At 58.8% G+C, this 23,380-nt stretch carries 19 protein-coding genes; 8 read left to right on the top strand and 11 right to left on the bottom strand.

Going from position 1 to position 23,380, the window contains the following annotated elements; translation table 11 throughout:
• Window positions 1-371: 371 nt before the first annotated feature.
• The 9 genes from ACR65W_RS06395 to ACR65W_RS06355 all read right to left on the bottom strand — a co-directional run bounded on the left by ACR65W_RS06395 (window position 372) and on the right by ACR65W_RS06355 (window position 14,273).
• A complete protein-coding gene (locus ACR65W_RS06395) occupies window positions 372-3,533 on the bottom strand; it encodes an efflux RND transporter permease subunit (protein ID WP_196399177.1) in 3,162 nt (1,053 codons plus the stop codon).
• A complete protein-coding gene (locus tag ACR65W_RS06390) occupies window positions 3,530-4,954 on the bottom strand; it encodes an efflux RND transporter periplasmic adaptor subunit (protein WP_124740575.1) in 1,425 nt (474 codons plus the stop codon). The genes ACR65W_RS06395 and ACR65W_RS06390 overlap by 4 nt, the downstream gene beginning before the upstream one ends.
• Window positions 4,951-6,105 (bottom strand): TolC family protein, encoded by a 1,155-nt coding sequence (locus ACR65W_RS06385; protein WP_245435099.1) that lies wholly within the window; start codon window positions 6,103-6,105, stop codon window positions 4,951-4,953. Before ACR65W_RS06385 ends, ACR65W_RS06390 begins: the two co-directional genes overlap by 4 nt.
• 89 nt (window positions 6,106-6,194) lie before the next feature.
• Window positions 6,195-6,596, bottom strand: a complete 402-nt coding sequence (locus tag ACR65W_RS06380; protein ID WP_245435141.1) for a FixH family protein — start codon at window positions 6,594-6,596, stop codon at window positions 6,195-6,197.
• A gap of 2,352 nt (window positions 6,597-8,948) precedes the next feature.
• Window positions 8,949-9,245 carry a DUF6522 family protein gene (locus ACR65W_RS06375; RefSeq protein WP_109026906.1) on the bottom strand — a complete coding sequence of 99 codons (297 nt, stop codon included), beginning with the start codon at window positions 9,243-9,245 and terminating at the stop codon, window positions 8,949-8,951.
• Between the two features lie 957 nt (window positions 9,246-10,202).
• A complete protein-coding gene (locus tag ACR65W_RS06370) occupies window positions 10,203-11,003 on the bottom strand; it encodes an ABC transporter ATP-binding protein (RefSeq protein WP_434498336.1) in 801 nt (266 codons plus the stop codon).
• Window positions 10,951-12,084, bottom strand: a complete 1,134-nt coding sequence (locus tag ACR65W_RS06365) for an ABC transporter permease (RefSeq protein WP_109026904.1) — start codon at window positions 12,082-12,084, stop codon at window positions 10,951-10,953. Before ACR65W_RS06365 ends, ACR65W_RS06370 begins: the two co-directional genes overlap by 53 nt.
• A complete protein-coding gene (locus ACR65W_RS06360; protein WP_109026903.1) occupies window positions 12,081-13,331 on the bottom strand; it encodes an efflux RND transporter periplasmic adaptor subunit in 1,251 nt (416 codons plus the stop codon). The genes ACR65W_RS06365 and ACR65W_RS06360 overlap by 4 nt, the downstream gene beginning before the upstream one ends.
• 288 nt (window positions 13,332-13,619) lie before the next feature.
• On the bottom strand, window positions 13,620-14,273 hold the full coding sequence (locus ACR65W_RS06355; protein WP_109026902.1) for a TetR/AcrR family transcriptional regulator: 654 nt from the start codon (window positions 14,271-14,273) through the stop codon (window positions 13,620-13,622).
• 494 nt (window positions 14,274-14,767) lie between these two features.
• Here ACR65W_RS06355 and ACR65W_RS06350 point away from each other — a divergent pair, with 494 nt between their 5' ends.
• The 3 genes from ACR65W_RS06350 (at window position 14,768) to ACR65W_RS06340 (ending at window position 16,709) form a co-directional block, all read left to right on the top strand.
• Window positions 14,768-15,337, top strand: a complete 570-nt coding sequence (locus tag ACR65W_RS06350; protein WP_109026901.1) for a hypothetical protein — start codon at window positions 14,768-14,770, stop codon at window positions 15,335-15,337.
• Window positions 15,338-16,204: 867 nt separating this feature from the next.
• A complete protein-coding gene (locus ACR65W_RS06345; RefSeq protein WP_246695852.1) occupies window positions 16,205-16,456 on the top strand; it encodes a transposase in 252 nt (83 codons plus the stop codon).
• An 88-nt stretch (window positions 16,457-16,544) separates the two neighbouring features.
• Window positions 16,545-16,709 (top strand): hypothetical protein, encoded by a 165-nt coding sequence (locus ACR65W_RS06340; protein WP_154454016.1) that lies wholly within the window; start codon window positions 16,545-16,547, stop codon window positions 16,707-16,709.
• A gap of 16 nt (window positions 16,710-16,725) precedes the next feature.
• Here ACR65W_RS06340 and ACR65W_RS06335 read toward each other — a convergent pair whose 3' ends face one another.
• Together ACR65W_RS06335 and ACR65W_RS06330 are read right to left on the bottom strand one after the other, a co-directional pair.
• Window positions 16,726-17,274, bottom strand: a complete 549-nt coding sequence (locus ACR65W_RS06335) for a hypothetical protein (protein ID WP_124740573.1) — start codon at window positions 17,272-17,274, stop codon at window positions 16,726-16,728.
• A gap of 590 nt (window positions 17,275-17,864) precedes the next feature.
• Window positions 17,865-18,896, bottom strand: a complete 1,032-nt coding sequence (locus tag ACR65W_RS06330; RefSeq protein ID WP_434498337.1) for an IS110 family transposase — start codon at window positions 18,894-18,896, stop codon at window positions 17,865-17,867.
• Window positions 18,897-19,411: 515 nt separating this feature from the next.
• Here ACR65W_RS06330 and ACR65W_RS06325 point away from each other — a divergent pair.
• The 5 genes from ACR65W_RS06325 to ACR65W_RS06305 form a co-directional block, all read left to right on the top strand.
• A complete protein-coding gene (locus tag ACR65W_RS06325) occupies window positions 19,412-20,389 on the top strand; it encodes a beta-propeller fold lactonase family protein (RefSeq protein ID WP_434498338.1) in 978 nt (325 codons plus the stop codon).
• A 358-nt stretch (window positions 20,390-20,747) separates the two neighbouring features.
• Complete coding sequence (locus ACR65W_RS06320; RefSeq protein WP_434498339.1) at window positions 20,748-21,380, top strand: RNA polymerase sigma factor; 633 nt, start codon at window positions 20,748-20,750, stop codon at window positions 21,378-21,380.
• A gap of 21 nt (window positions 21,381-21,401) precedes the next feature.
• Window positions 21,402-21,647, top strand: coding sequence for a hypothetical protein (locus tag ACR65W_RS06315; RefSeq protein WP_109026897.1), 246 nt, complete (start codon window positions 21,402-21,404; stop codon window positions 21,645-21,647).
• 244 nt (window positions 21,648-21,891) lie between these two features.
• Window positions 21,892-22,737, top strand: a complete 846-nt coding sequence (locus tag ACR65W_RS06310; protein ID WP_434498340.1) for a multicopper oxidase domain-containing protein — start codon at window positions 21,892-21,894, stop codon at window positions 22,735-22,737.
• Between the two features lie 28 nt (window positions 22,738-22,765).
• Window positions 22,766-23,380, top strand: a 615-nt coding sequence (locus tag ACR65W_RS06305; RefSeq protein ID WP_434498341.1) for a cupredoxin domain-containing protein, incomplete at its 3' end; no start/stop codon positions are given.

Genomic DNA, 23,380 nt, shown 5'->3' with positions numbered 1-23,380 from the left:
CTGTTGCCTAAGGAACACGGCCCGACAGCAAATCGATGGTCGGACCGTTCCATTATTGTCGACGACAATTACCGTACGTCAGCTTCGCATCGAATATGCGTTCAATCACGAAGCTCTCTCCATCAGCGACAGACCCACACCCATTTTCCATGATGGCGGTGCCAGCACACATTATGTCTGTGTTGGCCAGGAGTGCTCCAATCACGATGCATGTGACGGCCATGCCCGCCGGGGACCATTCCGTGAGTCTGCGGGTCGTGCTCCTGGAGCTCTTGGGCCATCGCGGGAACGGATAGGGCCAGCATCGTCGCTAAGGCAATAGAGAGTCTAAGCATTAGTCTTTCCTCCTGTGAAGATTGTTGTGCATTGTTCTATGGAGCTGCGTGGATAGTTCCCCCCAACTCCTGTTTGACCTCTCCTTTTTGAGGCAGGCCAAACCCCTTGATCAGCGCATAGATCGCCGGAATGACAACGAGCGTCAGAGCCGTCGAAGACACCATCCCGCCAATCATCGGAACGGCGATGCGCTGCATAACTTCTGACCCTGCGCCAGTGCTCCAGAGGATCGGCACAAGCCCCGCCATGATTGCGACGACCGTCATCATCTTCGGCCGCACGCGCTCGACCGCGCCGAGCATAATCGCTTCTCGCAAATCGGCGCGAGTGAAGATCTTCCCTTTGGCCACGCGCTTGGCCGCGACCTCGCGCATTGCCGCATCGAGATAGATCAGCATCACGACGCCGGTCTCGGCGGCGACGCCAGCAAGCGCGATGAAGCCGACCGCAACCGCGACGGACATATTGAAGTTCAAGAGCCACATCAGCCACACGCCGCCGACCAGCGCGAAGGGCAGCGACAGCATGACAATCAATGTCTCGGTCAAGCGGCGGAAATTCAGGTAGAGCAGCAGGAAGATGATGAGCAGCGTCACCGGTACCACGATCTGCATGCGCCCTCGTGCGCGCTCCAGATATTCGAACTGACCGCTCCAGACGACATAAGCGCCTGCCGGGAACTCGATCGCATCGACGACCGCCTGGCGCGCTTCTTCGACAAAGCCGCCGAGATCGCGGTCGCGGATATCAACGAAGATGTAGACTGTGAGCTGGCCGTTCTCGGTGCGAATCGAGGTCGGGCCACGAACGAGTCCGACACTCGCCACTTCGCCGAGCGGAACCGTCCCGCCGCCAGGTAGGGGAATCAGCACTTCGCTGGCGATCGCTCTCGGATCGGAGCGGAAGTCGCGCGGATAGCGGATGTTGACGCCGTAGCGTTCGCGTCCTTCAACCGTCGTTGTGACGGTCTCGCCGCCGAGCGCCGTGGCGATTATCGCTTGCATGTCGCCGATCATGAGGCCGTAGCGCGCGAGCATCGCGCGATCAGGAACAATATCGAGATAATAGCCGCCGATGACGCGTTCGGCGTAGGCGCTCGAAGTTCCGGGCACGCGCTTCAAGACGGCCTCGACTTGGCGCGCGAGCCCCTCCATTTGCGACAGGTCGCGGCCAAAAATCTTGACGCCGATCGGCGTTCTGATCCCGGTCGCCAGCATGTCAATCCTGTTTCGGATCGGCATGGTCCAGGCATTCGACACGCCGGGGAATTGCAGCGCCGCGTCCATTTCGCCAATGAGCTTGTCGATCGTTATTCCAGAACGCCACTGATCCTTCGGCTTCAACTGGATGACGGTCTCTGACATTTCGAGCGGCGCCGGATCGGTCGCCGTGGAGGCGCGCCCAGCCTTGCCATACGCGGTGTGAACTTCGGGGAAGGATTTGATGATACGGTCCTGCTTTTGCAGGAGCTCGGCGGCCTTGGTGACCGAGAGCCCGGGCAGCGTCGTCGGCATGTAAAGGAGCGCACCCTCATTGAGAGTGGGCATGAATTCGCTACCGAGCTGGCGGGCCGGAATGATGGTCAGCGCTAGCGCGCCCAGCGCCAGCAGAATAGTGGCGACTTTCGCTTTGAGCACCAGACGTATGATCGGCCGATAGAGCCAAATGAGCGCGCGATTGATGGGGTTCCTCGTCTCGGGAATAATTTTTCCGCGCACGAAGACGACCATCAGCGCCGGCACGAGCGTCACGGAAAGAAGCGCCGCCGCCGCCATGGCGAACGTCTTGGTGAAGGCGAGCGGGCTGAACAGACGCCCCTCTTGCGCTTCGAGCGTGAAGATGGGCAGGAACGAAACCGTAATGATCAACAGGCTGAAGAACAGCGCGGGGCCAACCTCAGTCGCAGCATCGATCAATATCTCGATACGCCGCTTGTCGGGCAGCGCGCGCTCCAGATGCTTATGCGCGTTCTCAATCATGACGATGGCGGCGTCCACCATTGCGCCGATAGCGATGGCTATGCCGCCCAAACTCATGATGTTGGAGCCGATTCCCAGCGCCTTCATCGCGGCGAACGCCATGAGTACGCCAACGGGAAGCATGATGATGGCGACGAGTGCGCTGCGCACATGCATTAGAAAGACGACGCAGACGAGAGCAACAATGACGCCTTCTTCGACGAGTGTGCTCCTGAGCGTCTCGACGGCTGCATGAATGAGCTGGGAGCGGTCGTAAACCGAGACGATCTCAACGCCCTTGGGCAAGCTTGTCGCCATCTGCGCAAGGGTCGATTTGACATTGTCGATCACTGTGAGCGCATTGGCGCCATAACGCTGTAGCGCGATGCCGCTCGCAACCTCGCCCTCACCATTGAGTTCGGTGACGCCACGCCGCTCGTCGGGGCCGAGCTCGACGCGCGCGACATCCTTCAGGAGAAGTGGTGTGCCGTTTTCGACGCGCAGGACAATACTTTTCAGGTCGTTCACGCTGCGCAGATAGCCTCGTCCACGCACAATGAATTCAAATTCGGAAAGTTCGACCGTGCGACCGCCTACATCGGTATTGCTGGCGCGGATGGCGCCACGCACTTTCGACAGTGGAAGGCCGAGCGCGCGTAGTCGGTTAGGATCGACAACGACATTATACTGCTTGACGAAGCCGCCGACGCTCGCGATCTCAGCGACGCCTTCAGCCTTGGCGAGGCCGTAGCGGATCGTCCAGTCCTGGATCGAGCGCAATTCGGCGAGCGTCATATCCTTGGCGATGAGCGCATATTGATAGACCCAGCCGACGCCCGTCGCATCGGGACCAAGAACAGGCGTCACGCCCGCCGGCAATCTCTTACTCGCCGCGCTCAAATATTCGAGGACGCGCGCGCGCGCCCAATAAATATCGACGCCATCGTCGAAGATGACGTAGACGAAGGATACGCCGAAGAATGAAAATCCGCGCACCACTTTGGAGCGCGGAACGGTCAACATCGAAGTGGTGAGCGGATAAGTGACTTGATCCTCGACGACTTGCGGCGCCTGGCCCGGATATTCCGTATAAACGATCGCTTGCACATCGGAGAGATCGGGAATGGCGTCGAGTGGCAGTGTGCGCACGGCATAGACGCCCCCTGCGACCGCGAAGGCAGCGCCCACGAATATGAGCAATAGGTTGCGCGCCGACCAGGCGATGAGACGGGCGATCACTTGCCCGCCTCCCCTTGGTCGAGAGCTCGTAACGCCGCCTTCAAATTGCTTTCGGCGTCGATGAGGAAGTTCGCGGTCGTAACTACGCGTTCGTTTTCGCTCACGCCGCTCTTGATTTCGACGAAGCCTTCGCCGCGCCGGCCGATCTTTACTTCTCGCGGCTCGAAGCGCCCTTCGCCCTTGTCGACAATCGCCACTTGCCGTTTACCGGTGTCGATGATGGCGCTTTCTGGCGCCGTTAGCACCTTCTCGTTTCCACCGGCTGCGATCTCGACCTCCGCATACATATCTCCCCGCAGCAACCCGTCGGGGTTCGGCAGTTCGATTCTGACGCGCGCCGTTCGTGTCTCCATATTGAGATGGGGATAAATCAGAGCGACTTGCCCCTTAAAGGCTCGATCTGGGTAAGCCCGTGGCCGCACATCGACCTTTTGTCCGGGCTTGATCAAGGCGATGTCCCGCTCGGCGATGTCCGCCAGCACCCAAACTAGGGAATGATCGACGATGCGAAACAGCATGTCGCCCGGCGCGGCGCGCATGCCGTTAATTGCCGCTCGCTCCAAGACATGGCCGTCTTGCGGCGCGGGCCATGCAATCACACGTGGAACGCTGCGGGCGCGCCCGATCGCGGCGATGGCGCTTTCGTCGAGGCCGAGATTGACGAGCCGCCGCTTGGCTCCCTCCAGACGCTGGGCGTCGATCCCGCCGCCACGCCGCATGTTGAGGACGGCGACATATTCGGCGGCTGCGCTCGAAAGATTCGGCCCATACACGCGCATCAGCGTCTGGCCCTTGCGAACATAATCGCCCTCCGCAAACTTCCCGACCGATTCGATGAAGCCTTCGAAGCGCAGGGAGACGATCGAGATACGTCGCGGGTCGAAGTCGATCCTGCCCGTCGCTCGAACAGGGACGCTCAGCGTCCGACGTTGGACGGGTTCGGAGCGAACGCCGGTCTTTTGCAGCTTTCCGGGGCTGATCGTGATGGTCGTGCCGTTCTCCGCCTCGTCCTCGTAGACGGGTACGTAATCCATTCCCATCTCGTCTTTCTTGGGAACGGGCGATGTGTCAGGCAGGCCCATTGGATGGCGATAGAAGCGCACGCGTCGTTCGCCACCAATCTTGGCGGAGCCTGCAGGAGGCTTGTCCTCGAAACTCACATCCTCGCTGGCGCGCACCGGCAGATAATCTTTGCCTGCCGATGTCTTCTTGGGCGTCGAGGAATAGGCTGGGCGACCGTCGGGATCCCTGTAGTAAATGATCGGGCCTGTCGTTGCAGGCGGCTTACCCGAGATACTAGGCCCGGCGTCACCCAGCGTTCCTGTAGGTGTGACCCATTTGAAACGTCCCTCGGCCAGCCAAGCGAGGCTGGCCGCGACGACGACAAAGCCCAAAAGAATTGCGAAGTGACGGCGAGTCATAGAGAGCCTCCCGCCAGACGTTCAAGCTCCGCGTATCTGGCTTGCTCTTCGACTTTGAGCTTAAGGATTTCGAGTTCGATCGCTCGCAGGCGTCGTTCGGCTTCCAGAGACGTCGCCAAGTCGGCGGCTCCGGCCGCAAAGCCGCTTCGCGCCGTCTCCACCGACAGCCGCGCCGGACTGAGCTGGCGTTGTTCGACGATCCGGATCGCCTTGCGCACCGCCTCCAGCCCGAACCACGCTTCGGCCACATCGCCGTCGAGCCGGATTCGGATGGCGTCGTAGCGCATCTGCGCGGCGCCGAGCCGCGAACTGGCGGCGCGCTGTTCGGCGTCTTTCGCTTCATATTGCAGCGGCACCTTGAATCCGAGCATGAACATGCCGCTATTGTCGCCGGTGGGACGCTGCACGAAATTCGCGCCAACGGTGACGTTCGGATAGTAATTCAGGTCCGTGAGTTCTTTAGTTCCGATCGCTGCGCGGACCTGCGCGCCGGTCGTGGCGAGGGCTGGATTGGCGACTCTCGCGAGCTCCTGAACGCCGGCGAGCGTCAGCTTTGTTTTCAGCGGCCGAAAGCCTTTGGGCATAGCGAGTGGCTCTTGCGAGCCGCGACCGACCAAGGCATTTAAGCGAGCGGCGGCGGCCTTTGCCTCGCCTTGACGGCGCGCGACCTCTGTTTCAGCCGTCGCCGCCTCGATCTCGGCTTTGATCACTTCCTGCTGGTCGACCGAGCTCGCGCCATAACGCAAGCGCAGGAGCGCGAGAATTTCGTCGAGCCGGCGCTTTAATCCAAGCGAAAGGTCGATCGCCCGATGCGCGGCGCCGTATTGCGCATAGGCGGCTTTGACGCGGGCGATCAAATCTGTGGCGACGGCGCGACTCTGATGCCTCGCAGCCTCGGCGTCGGCCTCTGCGACGCCGCGCTCCAGATCGAGTTTGCCCCAAAGTTTGAATTCCTGCTCGAAGCCGATCCAACGCTGGCCGATGCCGCGTCCATTCACATCCCATGCTTGCAGCGTTACCGTCGGATCGGCCAGCACGCCTGCCGCGCCCACTTTATGCGCTGCCGCATCGGCATCCAGCGCGGCCGCCGCTAGTTCAGGGCTTAGCTGATTTGCAAGGGCGACGACGCTTTCGACGTTGGCGCCGGGCAAGTTTCGCTCGGTTGCCGAAAGCGATGTTGAGCACATCAATACCGCCGCCGATTCCACAAATGAGATGGCGCGAAGGCGCCGTCCTCGACTCATGGCGCCACCTTTAGAATTAGTCGGCCTTGGACCGTGCCGCTCTCGCCCTGCACCTTTGCAGCGAGTGATATCCGCCACGTTCCCGCATCAGTCAGATCGACCTTGAATCGATAAATTCCGGGATCGGGGCTTTGCGCCGGTTCGATCATGCTGGTCATCGTCTCCATGCCATCTGGAGCCATATCGAGACGCATCGCGAAGATCACCGCGTCTGGCGCCGGCTTGTCGTCGGGCTTATGGACGAGACGTACCGATACGATCGCTTGCCCCGTCTTGAATTGCGCTGCGACGAGTCGGAATTCGTAGTCGTTGATATTGGCGCGGGCGAACGGCGCTAGGCCTAGGATGGCAAGCGCGACCAGCGCGAATAAGCGCGCCTTGCTCGAGGTCACGAGCATCATCAGATTCTCTCCGTATCCCATTAATGCGCATGGTCGTCGGGCGGATTGCAGCCGCGCTCAATCCCGACGAGGGACGTCATCGCGCCTCACGCGTCGATGCGACAACGGCGCTGGTTCCTGCGGGAATGGGATCGTGGATAACGATCCCCCTCGGCTAGCCGCAGCGACCGCTTGAGGTCGCGCCAAATCTGCTCCGGGCGCAACCGTGAGCGAGATTGGACTTTCGGCTTTAGACGATTGGAGGCCGAAGAGCGGGCGGGCTTCGCAATCCACCGAGCTCAATGTCGTCGGAGGGAATTAGCGGCGGCGCACACACCCAAAGAACGGCATCAACGAATGGTTGAAACTGCGGAAGCGCTGCTTGACTGGGCCCGCAGAGGATCTCAGCGCACACGGGGAGTGCTGCGCCGTCATGGCCGTTGTGGTCGGGACAATCGTCCATGCTCATTTCGATGCAAGCATGGTTCATCTTCGCGGCAAAAGCTCCGCCCGCCCCAGCTAAAGCTGTAGCGAGAATAACCACAGAGATCAAAAGGCGAAGGCAGCGAAGCATTTCTCTACTCTGTCAGCCGCAAACTACCATGGCAAGCGCCACGCCCAAACCATTTTCTGATCCGGCGAAGGTCGGCTACGGACGGTGTGCGCCCGGATAGCTGGACTCCGCTAGATTGTCTCTCGCCAGTGGCTGGCCGGAATAGGATTGGACTTGAAAAGCGTACTAAAGCGTGAAGGTGCTGAACTAAAACTTCGGAGCGGCATGATTTCGTGCTCATACCGTCGACTGTCGACCTATCGTGCGATGAGATTGTTGAAGAACTTTTGGCGCAAAGTTGTTTCATGCGCATGCCAGATACCGGCGCAAAGACCATCGTCGCTTGTCTGGCCGTGACAACGACCCAAATCGGAGCGATAGGCGATGCCCATAAGAAGGGCGAGAAGAAAGCGCCCGAGATCGACCGAAGGCGAAGGAAGGGCAGTTGCGGTGTTTGCCTGGAATGCGCCCTCGGCGTCCTTTCTCAAACGCGGTCCCCTGAGTTCCTGCCCCCGCGCACGCGAATCGGCCGTGTTCATGTTCCAAATCCAGCGACAGAGCTTCCTTGGTTAGCTCGGCTCGCCGACGTCCTTGTGATTTATCAGAGAAGATGCGCGTTCAGTAATAGCCTTAAGAGGAAGCCGAAGTTCGAAGATCAACCCGTTTGGGTTAAAATCGATCGTTGCTTGTCCACCGAACGGCTTTCCCGACTCGAGTAAGATGGTATTGCCGAATCCGTTCGCTGTCGGTCGAGGATGGATGGGCGGCCCGCCGGCTGGCGACGACATACGACGCCAGCCCCGTTTTTGCACGCGCAGTACAAGCGTGATGAATCTGTAGCCCAGAGTTTTCGAAAAAGGCATCTCGCTCTCTTTTTTTGTCCGCACCTAGTCCCTCACATCGCCCATCCTACGCCTATCGATGATGCACTTGGGTAGCGCGGCTCGAGAGAAGATGCCAAAGACGCTTAGGCTCTGCCTATGACAGAAAGGGTTCTTTCGATGTGGGTCAACCCCCGAGTTTCTTACGAGGACAAATTGAAAGCCCTCACATTAGCTTGCCTCCAAGCCAATCCGGAGCTGGTCAAAAGAATTGAAAGCCGTCCAAATTGCGCTGCAAGCGCGAGCGACGTAATCGGCATTGTCGACATTAAGGTGCTGCTTATGAAGGACGTCTCTGATCGCAGGTGCCTGTCAAATATTGAGACCCTGTCGTGTTGGTGGAATTTCAAGAAAGACGCGTTGAGTTCTCAATCAGACGAATGCATCGGTTTTTTATATGAAACTCTCCTCTATCTCACACGCTAAATTCAGATTCGCCATTCTGAACGAATCCGGGGCACGGCCAGGATCGCGGTCCTTTTTGTGGTGCGCATTGCGAGCCGGCGGGAATGGTCGATGGTAAGCAGCAGCGCCTCGTGCTGTAAATTAGAAGAGGTCGGCGAGTCGGACCCCTCAGAGGTTTGCAGACAGCTTTTCGTTGGCCCGAGCCCATAGGCCGCAGCTCGCGCGGCAACGCGTCAATGCTACGCCCTCGCCACGTCGGCCGCAGGGCGTCGGCGTCGTCATCGAGGCGGAGCACAGCTGCACGACGCTGTGGGGGTCAACACGACGGACTCGCTCCTGACGATGAGCCGGCTGCTCGGCGTGAACCGCGACCACTCGCGCACCCGCAAGGAATTCCTTGCCATGGTGCAGGGGAGGCGAGCGCTGCGCCTAGCAAGTTGTGGAAATTAGCGCCGCGCCGGCGGCGGTACTTGCAAGGCGCCCAGACGAGTCGATGTGATTTATTGGCAAGAGCGCCGGCGCAGCCATAGCTCATGGACGGGATTGTGGTCGCGAAGAGCTGGCGCGTTTAGCCAGGAGCGGGTCTTCGTGGACCGCGCCGTCCCCATCCAGGACGAAGCGCCAAAGCAATATTCCGCGCCGGAAGGTGAGGCGAGTTTTGCCATAATCCTCGCCTTCTCCCCGCTCGCAGGTCGCCACGATTGTTCCCCGCTGCAGTTCCGTGCGAAAGGCTTCGACGGAGAGTCCGAATTTTGGCGCAACGAAAGTCGCGTCCACAACGAAGTCTTCGCCGTCACGGACAATGTCCGCACATCTGGGATTGGCCATCCTGTCCTCCGCTCGCCGGGTCAAGGCCGGCACCCAAAATCAAGTGCCGTTGCTTTATAGCCGACGAGGCAGGGTCGTGTCGCGGCGAAAGAGGCGTGCTTCGATTCAGCGGTTCATCAAAACGCCTTTAGGCTCGGCTTCGGCAACAATGGGGCTGACCTGAGCTTAAAGGAGGTCGATTTTCGCTGGACCTACATCTCATCGCCGCTCAATCGCCGCCACGTGCCGTCCGGCTGAACAGCCGCGCGATCTTGCGTGCTAACGGCGCGCGTGAGCGCCGCAGAATGCGCTTCTCCGCTCTTTTCCTGCGCACGCGCCGCGGCCTTGGGCTCCAAAGCGCGCCGCAGACGCCGATACGCTCAGCGATCACCGCGTCCTGCCTTGGAGTGAAGATGACTCCTGGGAGCAGGTTGGAATGAAATCGGCGGAACGTGAGAATAGCATGGCTCTGCTCCTCTTCGAAATCTCAGACCTCATCAAAACTCACTCAGAGGGCTTATCTCATGAACAGGAACACCTTGGCGATTATAAGGGACTGGGTTGGGCGCTGGTCAGACGAACGTTTCGCCGGGGCGCTCAATCGAATGGTCATCCCTCCGGCAAGGGCAAACCTCAAGTGCGCTCCCGTGCGTCGCGCGCGGTATCCAAGCCTATAATCTTCAGAATGGCTGACGATGACCGAGGCGGCTCAGGCGTCGAGCATAATGAAAGATAGGTTGAGCCATCTTAGCAAGGCTGGCTATTTTCGCCCGCGGCAGGTTGTTTCCGCAGTGCGTAACAAATCCGTGTTAACAGGACCGATGAAATGGCGGGGCTCGAAAAGGGCGCCCGTATCGCATCGCCAACGAGAAGACGCTTCCAGTATTTTACTACGCACGCACCATGATGGGTGTCATCGCAGCTTCGACACGCGTTGTTGTTTTGGATGCTCCGCTTGAGACAAAAGAGCTCAGCCTCTCACAAAGGCGAGTCCAGTCTTGAGACGTCGATCTGCTCGTCGTGCATCCCGAACAGCCTGCCGTCCCGTAGCTGATGGATGTGATCGAAGCGATCGAAAATCTTCTCGTCATGCGTTACGGCGATGATCGCGGCGTCGTGCTCGACCGCGAGCTTGCGCAAGAGGTCCATGACGATGCCGGCGCGCTTGGAGTCGAGGGCGGCCGTTGGTTCGTCCGCGAGAATGATGCGAGGGCTGTTCGCTAGCGCCCGCGCGATGGCCACCCGCTGCGCTTCGCCACCGGAGAGCTTGGCCGGCATCGCTTTTGCGCGGTGGCCGATCTCGAGATAATCGAGCAAAGCCACGGCCCGCTTGCGCGCATTAGCAATGTCGACGCCGGCCAATTGCAACACGATCGCCACGTTATCGGTCACATCGAGGAACGGCAGCAGGTTGTGGAACTGGAAGATGAACCCGATCTTGTCGAGCCTGAGACGCCGCAAATCACCCCGAAGCCGGCGGCCATCGCGGACGACCAGTTCGCCGTCGAGCTCCATGCACCCCGAGGACGGATCCAAAATGCAGCCGATGATGTTAAGGAGGGTGGTCTTGCCGGAACCGGAGGGGCCAAGCAGCGCTACGACCTGTCGGGGGTAAACCTCTAGCGAAACATCGCGCACTGCATCGACGCGGGTTTCTCCCTCGCCAAAGTGTTTTGAGATGCGATCCAGCCGAACAAGCGGCGCGCCAGAGCTTGTGGTTTGCATCTCAGCCCCCAAGCGCGGTCGCCGGATCGACCCTGAGCGCGGCGCGGACGCCAAGGACGCTCGATAGAAGGCATACTACGAAGACAATGGCTCCCAGAATGACAACATTATCCGGCTCCAGCACCACACGTCGTGGAAAGTAGTCCTGAATATTGACGATAAGTGCGCCACCGATTGCAAATCCGATGAAGCCGAGCGCCATGGCTTGCTGCACGATCATCCCGATGATCGTTCTGTCGGGCGCTCCAATCAATTTCAAGGTGGCGATCTGCTTCAGTTTCTCCATGGTCATCGTGTAGATAATAAGCGCGATGATCACCGCGGAGACGACCAGCAGCAGGCCTGTAAAAAGCGCGATTTGTCGGCGCGCACGGTCAACGAGCGAAAGTGTCAGAATGTTCTCTTGAGCTTCCTGGGTAATGGCCGCGAGATGCTTCCACCGCTTGATTGTGCTAGCGACGGCCTCCGAAGAAGAGTTCGGATGCAGACGCGCCACGACCGCATTGACGGTGTCCCGAGTTGATCCGCCCTCGCCACGAGCGAGTTTGAGTCGCGCCGCCGACGGCGCGAGATCGAACTGCAGTTTCTGCGCGTCCTGCAGCGTGACGTAGACGGCCGGGTCGCCTCCCGAACTGACCTGGTGCTGCGTGAGACCAACCACCGTGAACATGCTTCGGCCGAGCGCGACCCGATCGCCGAGGACAAGACCGGCAGCGCGGTCGGCGACTATCTCATAGTGGCTGCGAGCAACTCCGCGACCTTCGATGATTACTGGCGGACCGCCTGGTCGCGTCGGCTCGTAACCGATGACGTAGAGCCGGAGCTTGTTGCCCATGTGCTCACTCTCTACCGTCTGATACGTGACGCTTCCGGCGGCGTCCACGCCCGCGATGCGGGCGATCGCCTCCCGCGTGTCTCCTGGAATGCGAGATATCTCCGCGAAGGGACCGCGCGTACTGGATTCCACAACCCACAAATCGACAGCCGGCGCTCGGGCGATGGTCAGCGCCTCAACGACGAGCCCGCGATAGATGCCGATCATTGCGAGCACGACTCCGAGCAGGAGGCCAAGTCCCAGGCAGGTCAATAGGAACCGACCGAGATTGTGCATAATGTCGCGATATGCAAGGTTCATTTCTTGCTGGCCTCGATCGTCCAAATAAAGCGGCCTTCGCGTAAGCCGCTCTCCAGGTTCGCCACGACACGCGCATCTCCGGGCAGGCCATCCACGATCTCAAGACGCGCGTCCTCCGTGCGATGTCGGAATTTTACCAGACGCCTCCGCAACCGGCCGGACTCGACCGTCCATACCCGGCCTTGCCGTCCGTCGTAGCCCTGCACGACGGCCTCTGGAACGAGGATCGCTCTATCAAGCTGAGCGACGGTGATCCAGACCTCCACCTGCTCGCCGAGATAGACTCGGAATGGCGGATTGTCGCCCTTAATGAGAACGCGCCGTTCCTCCGTAATGCGATCGCTTTCGAGGCCAATGCGGGCGACCCGTCCTGTGAACGCATCCTGCGGACGCGAGCGAAGGCGTGCATCGACATGTTGCCCTTCCTGGATAAATCCCGCGCGCGCTTCGTCGACATGAGCGAGACCCCAGTACGTGTCAGCCGCAATGAGCGTGAAAATTGGATCGCCAGCCTTGACGACAGAGCCCAGTTCCTTGTGGCGCTCCATAATCACGGCGTCGTAGGGAGCCGTGAGCGTCCTATGGCGCAACATCGTTTCTTCGAACTGATACTGAGCTCGCGCATCGGCCAGTTGCGCCTTCGCGCTGGCAATCTCGCTATCTGCAACGGCAACATCGGCGCGGGCTACGGCCTCGTCTCTGAAAGCCTCCTCTGCGACTTGCTTTGTGACGATGCTTCGCGCAACAAGCGCCTGCTTGCGCCGATTGGCTTCCTGTCTTTGCGCCATCACCGCCCGCGCCCTCTCGAGATTGGCATCCGCCCGGTTGATGTTCGTCTCGGCGATCAAGAGCGCAGCGCGCGCCTTTGCGACCTTGGCCTCTTGTTCGCTACTGGCGAGGCGCGCGAGGACCTGGCCCTTCGTCACGCGGTCGCCGTGGTCCGCGTGCAGTTCGACCAGCGTGGCCCCCACTTCGAAACCGATTTTCGACATCACACGGGCCTCGACCGTGCCAAGCCCAAAGACTCGGATCGGCACGTTCTTTTCAATTGACGCGACCTCGACGGCGATCGGACGGTTCGCGTAAACGATTAGAGCCACGGCGATGGCAAACAGTACGCCGGAGGTCGCCAGGGCGTATCTAGCGATACGCCCGCGAAGCGCTGCGGCATACAAGAGGCTGGCTCCGGTCTTTTCGCCAATAGACGTGTCAGGCCCCCTGGCCGATCGTTCGGAGGACTCATTCATGATCAGTCTCCCGGTCGCATAGAGTTCCGCTCCAATGAGGGACTATCGTTCATTCATTGCCGCCACGTCGGAGATCCTCCAGCCCTCGGCCAGCGTGCGAATGCGTTCCATGCCGGCCGGCAGTGGCGCGTCGCTCTCCCACTTCCTTGTCACGTTGAGCATGGATCGAGCCCGATTGGCCTGATCGGTAGTGTTTTCGCCATGTCGCGTCGGAGCCTCCCGACATGCCGAGCTAGAACGCCAGCGCGGCTCCCAAGTTCGTTCCCGCTTGCCATGAACTTGCGCGCATCATCGCCTGATCTTTCCTCTTGGAGTTCTTGCATTCAGCGTCTCAGCATCGGAGGCGCCTGACTTCACGCCACGGAGGTAGATGCCGAGAACTCCATGAGCATGGGTGCGAACGCCTTTGATGTCGCCCGACAGCAATGATTGCATCACCAGACCCTGGATCATCCCGATGAACAGGATCGCCGCCGCATGCGTGTCCAGATCATTGGCTGCTTCTCCAGCCGCCTTGGCCTCCTCAAGCTTTTTTGCAAGCCGCTCGGCATAGCGCTTGATGAGCATCCGTGCGATTTTCGTGGCGGGTGCGGCTTCGGCGCGCTGCAATTCACCGAACATCATTCGAGGCACGCCAGGATATTCGATCACGAACTCGATATGACTCATGAACATCGCTCGCAATCCGTCCATCGGCGAGCATGCGCCTTCTGCCGCATGATCAATGCGATCCAGCAAACGATTGGTCACCCACTCCATCACCGCCTCCCAGATCGCATCCTTCGTGGGGAAGTGACGAAACAAGGCGCCCTGCGTCACGTTCATGTGCTTAGCGATCGCTGCTGTCGTGATCTCGCTGGGGTTCTGCGCGCCGGAAAGTACGACAACTGCTTCGACGGTGAGTGATCGGCGCTCCTCGGCCGGAAGATACTTGGACTGCATGCTGCGGCTTGGCTCGGATAATAGTAAGCAATTACTATTATTGGTTAGCCGACTGCGTTGTCAAGGGACAGGCCTTCCTCTCCCGTGGCGTCGCGCTTAAGTAGAGTTGGATACGTTAGGAGCGCGGCGAGCGGGAGCTGATTACTCACTTTTCCGCTGAGCGGAACAAGCGGAGAACCGTGGCATTGATCCTCTCCATAGAGCGTTGGCTGGAAAAAAGGGGACGCCATGGCTGAGCTGCCCAGACGGCGATCAGGTTTTCTGGTTCAGCGAGATCTTAATCGAGCGATCGGAGACGTGGGATATAGGGCCCCATTAGCGTAACCGCCCCCATAACCAAGCTCTATCTTGATCTTTGTGGCTACCTTTTCATATCGCAACGCTTTACAGAGTTGCGAGATTAGGGTCGCCGACATTTCGCCGGGACCAAAGCGCTACGGCCGATGCCGCCAACTTGCCAGTTGCGCGAAGAAAGCCTTCCCTCCGGAGCTAGAATGCGCAACTTTTTTCGAACACTTGCGCCCGAGCAATTCGATGCGAGCGTCGCAATCCGCGCCGACGGAAGCTATTTTTATTCGTACGACGGCATTCTTATTTTCGTGCCCGCTCTTATTCAGGCCTGCCGAGCGGGTTTCCTGGAAGCACGCCTGGAGGCCCGACTTAAACATGCCGCTGCGCAATTGCGCGACGAAGGCTTTCGATATGCCCAATATCTTGCCCGAGGACGTTACGCAGTATTCTTGGAGCGATCGGTCGCTAGAGGCCAATCGTCCTGTTTCCCATCACGCGAGATGAAGGTGTTTTGCATTCAGCCGCAAGCCGACGGCGCTATCGTGATTGGCGGCTCTCGACCAGACGCTAACGCCCCATGTCAACTTTCCGGAACAGATGCAGAAATCGACGGACGGCTCACCGTCAGGTTAGAAAAAGGCGTCAATGTCGTCAAACATAATGCGCAGACCAAGCGGTCGAATTTGAACCATTTCCTCGTCTACCAATGGCGCATTAAATCACCAGACGCCGACCCGTTCATGGTCGTCCAGCTTCCAGAATTAGGTCGATAAGTCTGATAGCGCCTTGGTAACGCTCATCTTCGACTCGCCGGGCTGCCACGACTTCAGAAAATCGATCCAGCCCCGGCTCAACCAGGACGCTGCCGTTAGTTGCGTGCCATTTAAGCATCGGGTTTCGTTCTGGCGCGAGCGTATCGTCCTTTTACACCGATGCCCCTCATACAAGACGAGTAGAGGATCTCTCGAGCAGCGGCCATAACGCGGACGTATGCCGCCAATCACAGTTCGAGCACGGCATCATGAAGGCAATAAGCCCTTGCAGAAAGGTACAAATCTGATGACGCGCTCAGTCGCGTCGAACCAAAGCAGAGTAGCATCTAAGGCGGAGAGGATCGAGCTACCGAATTCGTTGACAGTGGACTGATGGCTATTTCGACGATGGCCTCCGCCCCGAGGCTGTTACAACTTTGGGCATGGCGCTCCGCGAACCAATGTCCAACGCCCCGTTTAACCTTGCTAAGAAAATCGAGACCGCGGTCGTCCGCCAAGTGACCGAGATCACATATCAAGTCCGCAATAGCATGCGCCTCGACAGTGCCGCACTCCTGTTGAAAAACGGCGACTGCATTAGCGCCGGCGGCTATGTGATTGGCCTTATTCATCGTTTCTCCAACCTGACAATTAGCTGGACCCTTGGAGCAGGATATCAAGTCGGGAACTTGCACAATCACAGAGCGATAGGAGCTGATCAGCGGTCAGTGCTGTTACGGCCCCACCTTCAAACGAACGATGAAAGCGGCGAGTCTGATCTCCTGATTTGGAGATAAGGCTTATGTCTAGACTTGATCTTTCGCTTGAGCCGAACGGCTCCGGGTTACGGCGCATCGAGGTGATCACTGGAGCTGGTGGTCGGCGCCGGTGGTCCGAAGGGGAGAAGGCGCTGGCAGTCGAAGGGAGTCGCTGGCTCCTGACGCGGTCGTCTCGCAGGTCGCGCGTCGACATGGCGCTACGCCACAGCAACTGTTCACCTGGCGAAGGGAGGCGCGCCGGAGGGCAGAGGCGGCGGGTTGCAATATTCTTCATCATTCCCCTCCGTTCATTTCTGATGCGGCAACTCAACTATGCCGAAAAAGGGGGGAGCCATTCCATAATCTTACGCTAAAGCGCTGATGGAGGTTCGCTGGTATCTCGGGATGGAGTTGCGCAGATAAGCCGGACCGCTGCGCGAAGGCCCTATTGCGCACCAAAGGAGCCGGCGATGAAGAAGCATGAAATCGTCTTGGCGCAGGCCCATGCGACGCTGTTCGATCTGCCCAACCGCCCCGTCCCCGACGGCGATCTTCGGCGCCATAATTTAATGGTCCCAGCGCGGAAAGCCGCGTGGGTCGTCGGATGCAAAGAAATCTCAATTGGCAACTATTAGCGAAACGCAGAATGCCTCACATGGCGCCTTGCGGAACGTCTCGGTGATCCAGACGAGTCATCGAATACCGTATGATACTGGTTGTGACAGGCAACAGTAGCGCTCCTCCAAGTATGGCTACGATCATGATCGCTATCCACGTCGTCCTGTAGTTTGCGAGCGCTTCTTCGGGCATCAACCCTTGGAAGGGCGGCATCGCTCCAATGTCAATGATGAGGCCTAGAAAGGCAAAAAACAAAGATAGCACGATCATTTGCGCAGGGGGATTCTTCGCCCAGGCATATAAATCGGCTCCAGAAGTGCGGTTGCTTTCATTTTTTGTTTCTGCAGCGCTATTTTGTGCATCATCTCCGACAAGCTCTCCGCACCGAAACACGCCGACTTGCATTCCGCCATTTTCAACACTTTTCGCGCCAGTTCCGTTCACTTGATTTGCGGAAGGCGGAACCCCGGGGCGGCTAAGGAACACGTCGTCGGATCGCCAAGGTAGTTCAATGGCGTTTGCCGCCGGCGGAGGCGTGAGTAGGAAAGTGGCGAGCGCAAGTAGGTAGAAAACGTGGTTCATGCCATTGGGTCCTGCTACTTGGAGTTATTCGCCGACTCGGAGATCGCCCATCGTGCCGAATGCATGACGCCTCTTAGATGTGATGAAAAGACGAAATCTTACTTAGAGTCGGACTCAAATTCACATCTCGATTATCCAGGGCGATGCGTCGATGGATGCCTCCGATCTCTGGAGAGCCTTAGCGGCGATTGAGCCAAGCGAGCGTTCGTTCGACCAACGCCGTGCGCGAGGATGAATTCCAAGGTATCGATTTCGGAGGACCGCAAGCCTCGCTCGCGCTATTGCGGAAGCGAGCGGTGTGGTGTATATGGACCCCGCCCGATTGCAACAGCTTTGACGGCTCTGGCTCTTGGTCACAACTGCTGACGTATATCCGGCTTCATAGTGCGGCCTGAAAAAATCCTGCCGCGAGCCTCGATGGATTTTCGCGCGCTTCCCCCTCAATGCCCCCAAGGCATTGGCTCTCGCCATGCCGGTCCACACACCAGGTTCGGGAAGCGACGGAGTGACCGTTTCGCCATCACTGCCAATCGTTGCAATTGCTGGTGGGAATCTCCTTTGTTGCCTGATGTCCCGGATTCTTTGCGTGTTTAGGCTGAGCTGACGGTTAGGCGCTGATCATAGTCCATGCTGCTGGTGAGCAGGCTCCATGCGATCCGCGCGTTCTTGTTGGCGAGCGCGACGGCGACGACATTTGCATGACGGCGTTCGCGCACTTTGAGCAGCCAAAGGCTTCTCGGATCCTGCTTCCCCCGGATCCGGCCCAATGCGGCGCGAGCGCCGTGGATAAGCAGGGTTCGAAGATAGCGATCGCCGCGCTTGCTGATGCCGAGCAGGCGCGATCGGCCTCCACTTGACCGTTGTCTCGGCACAAGTCCGATCCATGCCGCAAATTGCCGACCATTCTTGAACGATTTTCCGTCGCCTGCGGCAGCTACGAGGGCCGTTGCTGTAACAGGTCCAATTCCCTCGACCATGCCGAGGCGCTGACAGGCTTCGCTTGTTCGATACAACTGCCGGATCTTGCGGTCGTAAATCGCTATGCGCCTATCGAGGTCGATCAGTTCCTCCCGCAATTCGCCAATCAATTCGCGGACAATGCTGTTCAGACCGTTGCTTTCCTCGTCGACGATCCGCGGTAAAGCGCGCCGGAGGTTACCGATGGCTTGCGCAATAACGACGCCGTGCTCGCCGAGCAGACCGCGGATTTGGTTCACAAGTCTCACCCTATTGGCGACCAGACGACTGCGAATCCGATGAATAGCCTGGATCGCCAGCTGTTCGGCGGATTTGACCGGCACGAACCGCATGCTCGGACGGCCGACGGCCTCGCAGATCGCCTCGGCGTCATTACGATCATTCTTGTTGGATTTTACGTATGGCGTGACGAACTGCGGGCTGATTAATCGAACGTCATGCCCGAGAGCGGAAAATGTGTTGGCCCAGTAATGCGCGCCATTCGACGCTTCCATCCCAACGACGCAGGGTGGAAGGTTTGCGAAGAAGGGCGCAACGTCCGGACGGCGTAAGGTCTTGCGCAAAACAACCTTGCCACGCTCATCAACGCCGTGAAGATGGAAGACATATTTCGCCAGATCGAGGCCGATGCGAACGATTTGCATGGATGTCTCCTGTTCTACCGTTGACAGTTTGACATTCCACCCGAGACCAAGGGCGGGGTCCATACCATTGCCCCCTTAGCATCGACAGTCACGCGGGAAAGGCAATCCGTTCTCAGCCGCGACGTTCACTCACACGCGCCAATCACGTCACCCTTTTATAGCGGGCGTTGCTTGCTATTACCGCACCGAGCGGCTTGCGTGTCGCAGCTTTCGTTGACAACGAAGGAAATTGGTGGATCATCGCGCCTGCGAGGGTGGCGATCCCTATTCCAGGCGGTATGCCCAAGCATCGCGGACGGCTCTTCAAAGCCGAGGATTCCGGATGCCGTCTTTATATCGACGTCTGTCTATGGACTTGACCGCTCGGCTCTACATTTGGCGGCGTGCCCCGGAGCGTCTGTTGTCGCGCCAGCAAAGCTGCGCGCGCAGCACGCGGCGGCTTTCTCATTGCGCCTCGCCTTGAACGCAGGCCGGCGGGCGCTTCGAATCCATCCAAAATCAAAAGGAGAAAGCACTTGGTTTCCGCGATCATTCGCATTGTTCTCTTAACGAGCGCCCTGGCGCTTGCAATAGGCGCGCCGCAGCTGCGCGCCGAACCTGCGACGCCCATCAAGGGGACCGCCTATGTGACCTCGTGGTTCGGCGGCGTCGTTTCCGTTATAGATCTCGCATCAGGCGCACTGAAGAAGAAAATCCCAGTCGGCATCCACAATCATAACGTCACGCTGCGTCCCGATCAGAAACAAGCTTGGGTCACGAACAACAACGCGGGGACCTTATCCATCATCGATACGCAAGCAAACAGCGTGATCAAAGCGCTGCCAACAGGAAAGGGTCCGCGACACATCTTTTTCAGCGCCGATGGCAAGGAAGCATACGTTACGAACGAGTTCGACGACCGGGTCGAAATTTTTGACGCGCAGGCGGGTGCATCGCTTGGCGTCGTCAAGGTCGGCGCGATGCCGCATTTCGCGCTCGCTTCAGGCGACAGGCTTTTCGTCTCCAATTTCGGCGGCGGCGACGTGACGGTGCTCTCACGCGCAAAACGCCAGGCGCTCGCGACGATCGCTGTCGGAACAGGGCCGCTGGGCCAAGGCGCGACCAAGGACGGCAAGCGCGTTTATGTCGCCTGTCACAACGCCAATCTCGTCGCCGTGATCGACGCCGAAAGCCTTCAGCGGATCGCGGATATCGAGACCGATGCGGGACCGGTGCAAGTCACGGTCGCGCCAAATCAGACCTTCGCTTATGTCGCTAATGACGGGGCGGGCACGGTGCAGAAAATCGACCTTGCCGTGAACAAAGTCATCAAAACGATCTCCATAGCGCCGGACGCGGGTAGTCACGGCGTCGGCTTCGCCGGCGACGGTCGCTGGCTCCTCATCACCAATACGGGAGCCAACAGCCTCTCGATCTTCGACACGCAGACGGATGAGATTGTGAAGACAATCTTCGTTCCGACAGCGCCTGAAGGCGTTGCGGTCCGGCGTTGAATAGCATCTTTTTTGCGAAACGGGGGAGACGCTCGCAATTCAATGGCGCCAGACTGCCCGAATCAGTCTTGTTCTCTTTAGCTATAACGGCGCTTCGAAATTCCAAGGACTATCGTCCATGCCGCGGGCGCCGTTTAGCAGCTTTCCCTGCCCGCAGCGGATCAGAGACTTAGTTGCGCCGCAAAAAATCCCAGCCGTTCATGAGGATGGCATTTCCCTAAAGTGTTGCTACATTTGGCTGCGGTACGCGTTTGTCACGCACCCGCGTTAATTTCTCCTGAGCCGTGATGGAAATTATGCAACGATCCAATGCAGAGAGTGGCTGACGGCGCTTCAGGAGAGCGGTCGAGACCAACAGTTGGCGCTTGCGGACCTTCGAGCACGACTGCTTGCGGCAATTCGGGCCTATTTGGCGAAAGGCTACGCCACGCAAGAATCAACGCGTTCAGATGAAGCGCAGCACCTTGCTGAAGACTGCGCACAAGAGGCCATTCTCATTATACAATCAAAACTTGGAGACTTTCGCGGCGAAAGCCGCTTTATGACTTGGGCTTATTCAATCGCAATCAGAGTCGTGCTCGGAGAGCTGCGCCGCCGTCGCTGGCGAGAAGCTACGATCGAGCGCGCTCAGCTTGGACAGACTTTGCCGGCTTGGCCGATTCAAGAACCGGGGCCGGAGCGCAGTCTACAGCAGCGCGAAGCGTGGACTCTACTTGCGCGACTTATCGGCGCCAAGCTTACTCCCTTGCAACGGACCGCACTTGTCGCTCACGCTTTTCAGGGGATGCCCTTGGACGAGGTCGCCGAATGGTTGGGTTCTAATCGGAATAATCTTTACAAACTCATCCACGATGCGCGTAAACGGCTCAAGCAGGCTTTGCTCGAAGAAGGCGTGACGCACAAAGATCTTATTGCCGTGTTTGACGAGCCAAAATCGGGAACCCATCTCCATTCGGAGGGTAAGACTTCCTCCGTTCAACGCATCTTATAGTCAGTCGTGCCGGAACCCGACATGAAACACAAAGACTTTACCCGCCTCATTGACACCGTCTTCGCCGCTAAGAGCGGAGAGGAGATGCTGTGCACGGAATATTTTGATGAACTTCCACGTTACGTCGACATTGAGGCATCCGGTCAGGACGCCGGAGCCTTATTGCCCGAGGTTAAACACCATATGCATCAGTGCCCCGAGTGCGAAGAGGTTTATCTCGCCCTTCTGAGACTCGTGAACGCAGAAAAAACTTTTCCTTCGAGGTAAGACCTCAGCGTTCCGTCGCATCTAAGTCGTATCGGATCGAACTGGTTGGCGCGCGCGATCGGATCGATCGCCGGCATTGTCCCCGGTTCTCCGCTCGAAGGAGTGTGATGCGATGCTAAGAACCTGGGCGCAGTTGGGGATTTCACGTTCGTTCGCGTTTTTGCTCATGTGGCCAGCCGCGCTTCTCGCCGCTAGCGCAGCCTCTGCCGCCGACCAACATTTGATCACGCTCAAAGCAAGCGCAATGCCGTCGGGTCAGCTGGCCTATGAGATGGTCAGTCACAAGGTCAAATCTTCCACGGGAAAAGAAAGCGACCTTACGGATCGGTATGCGAGCGGTCCTACCATCCCTGGTCCCACGCTCGTCATGAAAGAGGGGGACGTCGCCGAGGTGACTCTTCAACATGGCATCGCCGACTCGGCGTTGCCGGTCAGCATCCATGTCCACGGCGTGCACTTCAAGATCGACAGCGATGGCACCATGAAGGTTTTGAATGGCGTCGCCGACGAAGCTGCGTTCCCAGACAAACCTTACACATACAAATGGACGGCCGCGCCTGGAACGGCAGGCACGTGGGCCTATCACGATCATGCATTCGGCAATCCGATGCTCGGAGCCGAGGACAAGGGGCTGTTCGGTACGCTCATCATCAATCCGGCGAGCGGGAAGGTTCCTGCGCTCATCGACGGCAAGATCGTCGACGTTGATCTTGCCGATGTGAAACGCGAATTCATCATCTGGATGCATGAAACGACCTTTTGGGGTCAGGAGCTCAATCATATCATCGAGGGCGGCAAGGAGATTCCGTTATGGACTAATCCGACCGTCGGCGCGCGCCTGGGCGAAAAGGTTCGCTTCCACGTCATGGGGATTGGCACCGCGTTCCATACTTTCCATCTCCATGCGCATCGCTGGATCGAGCCCGGAGCAACCGCCGGCGTTGACACCGTCAACATCGGTCCAATCAGCCGCACCTCGTTCATCGTGAAGGCCGGCGAGGGTGTTGGCCCCGGCGACTGGCACTACCACTGTCACGTTATCCAACACATGCAGTCTGGAATGATGGGTGATTTCCGCGTCATCGAATGATCAATGGCGGAACGGGGGAGTTAAAGGCATGAACCACGCAACAATCATGAACCGCGTATCCTTTCTGACGTTGGCCGTGGCGACGACCTCGCTTGCTGCGCCGCTGGCGGCGCAGGCGAAAGACGCCGTGAAATCTGACGACGTCATCATCAGCCGCCCCGGGGTCCTACCGTCGGCCGTGCTGGAGATGACCGACGAGCCCGGCAAATGGTTCAAGGATCCCAAGAGCGGCGGCTCGCTCGTTGTGGTGAAGCCTGGCGAGGCGGTGCTCATCAAGATGACGGACACCAATACGGATCACACCATCACCAGTCTTGCCTGGCAGCCTGGCGCGGACAAATTCCCGGTCGATCAGGAGAAGCCGTCGAACGCCAGCGTTACGCAGACCTTCGACAAACCGGGGCTCTATGTCTTCACTTGCAAGGTCCATCCCTACATGTTCGGCGCCGTTGTCGTCGACGATCCGAAGACGGAAGGGCTGGACATCGGCGGCGAATTGCAGCTCGTGACCGGCGCCAAAGTTCCGACGACAAGCGACATCGCCAAGAAGCTGCTCCGCACCTTCTTCGTCGCCACGACGCCGGCGCTATGGCGCGACTATCGGCAGCCGAAGTGGGAGGTGAAGCTTCCCGATCTCGGACTC

The sequence above is a fragment of the Methylocystis sp. genome, assembly GCF_051062815.1.
In the GTDB taxonomy this organism is placed as follows: domain Bacteria; phylum Pseudomonadota; class Alphaproteobacteria; order Rhizobiales; family Beijerinckiaceae; genus Methylocystis.
Note: the sequence above shows the minus strand (reverse complement) of the source record. Positions and strands in the feature narration are given on the sequence as shown.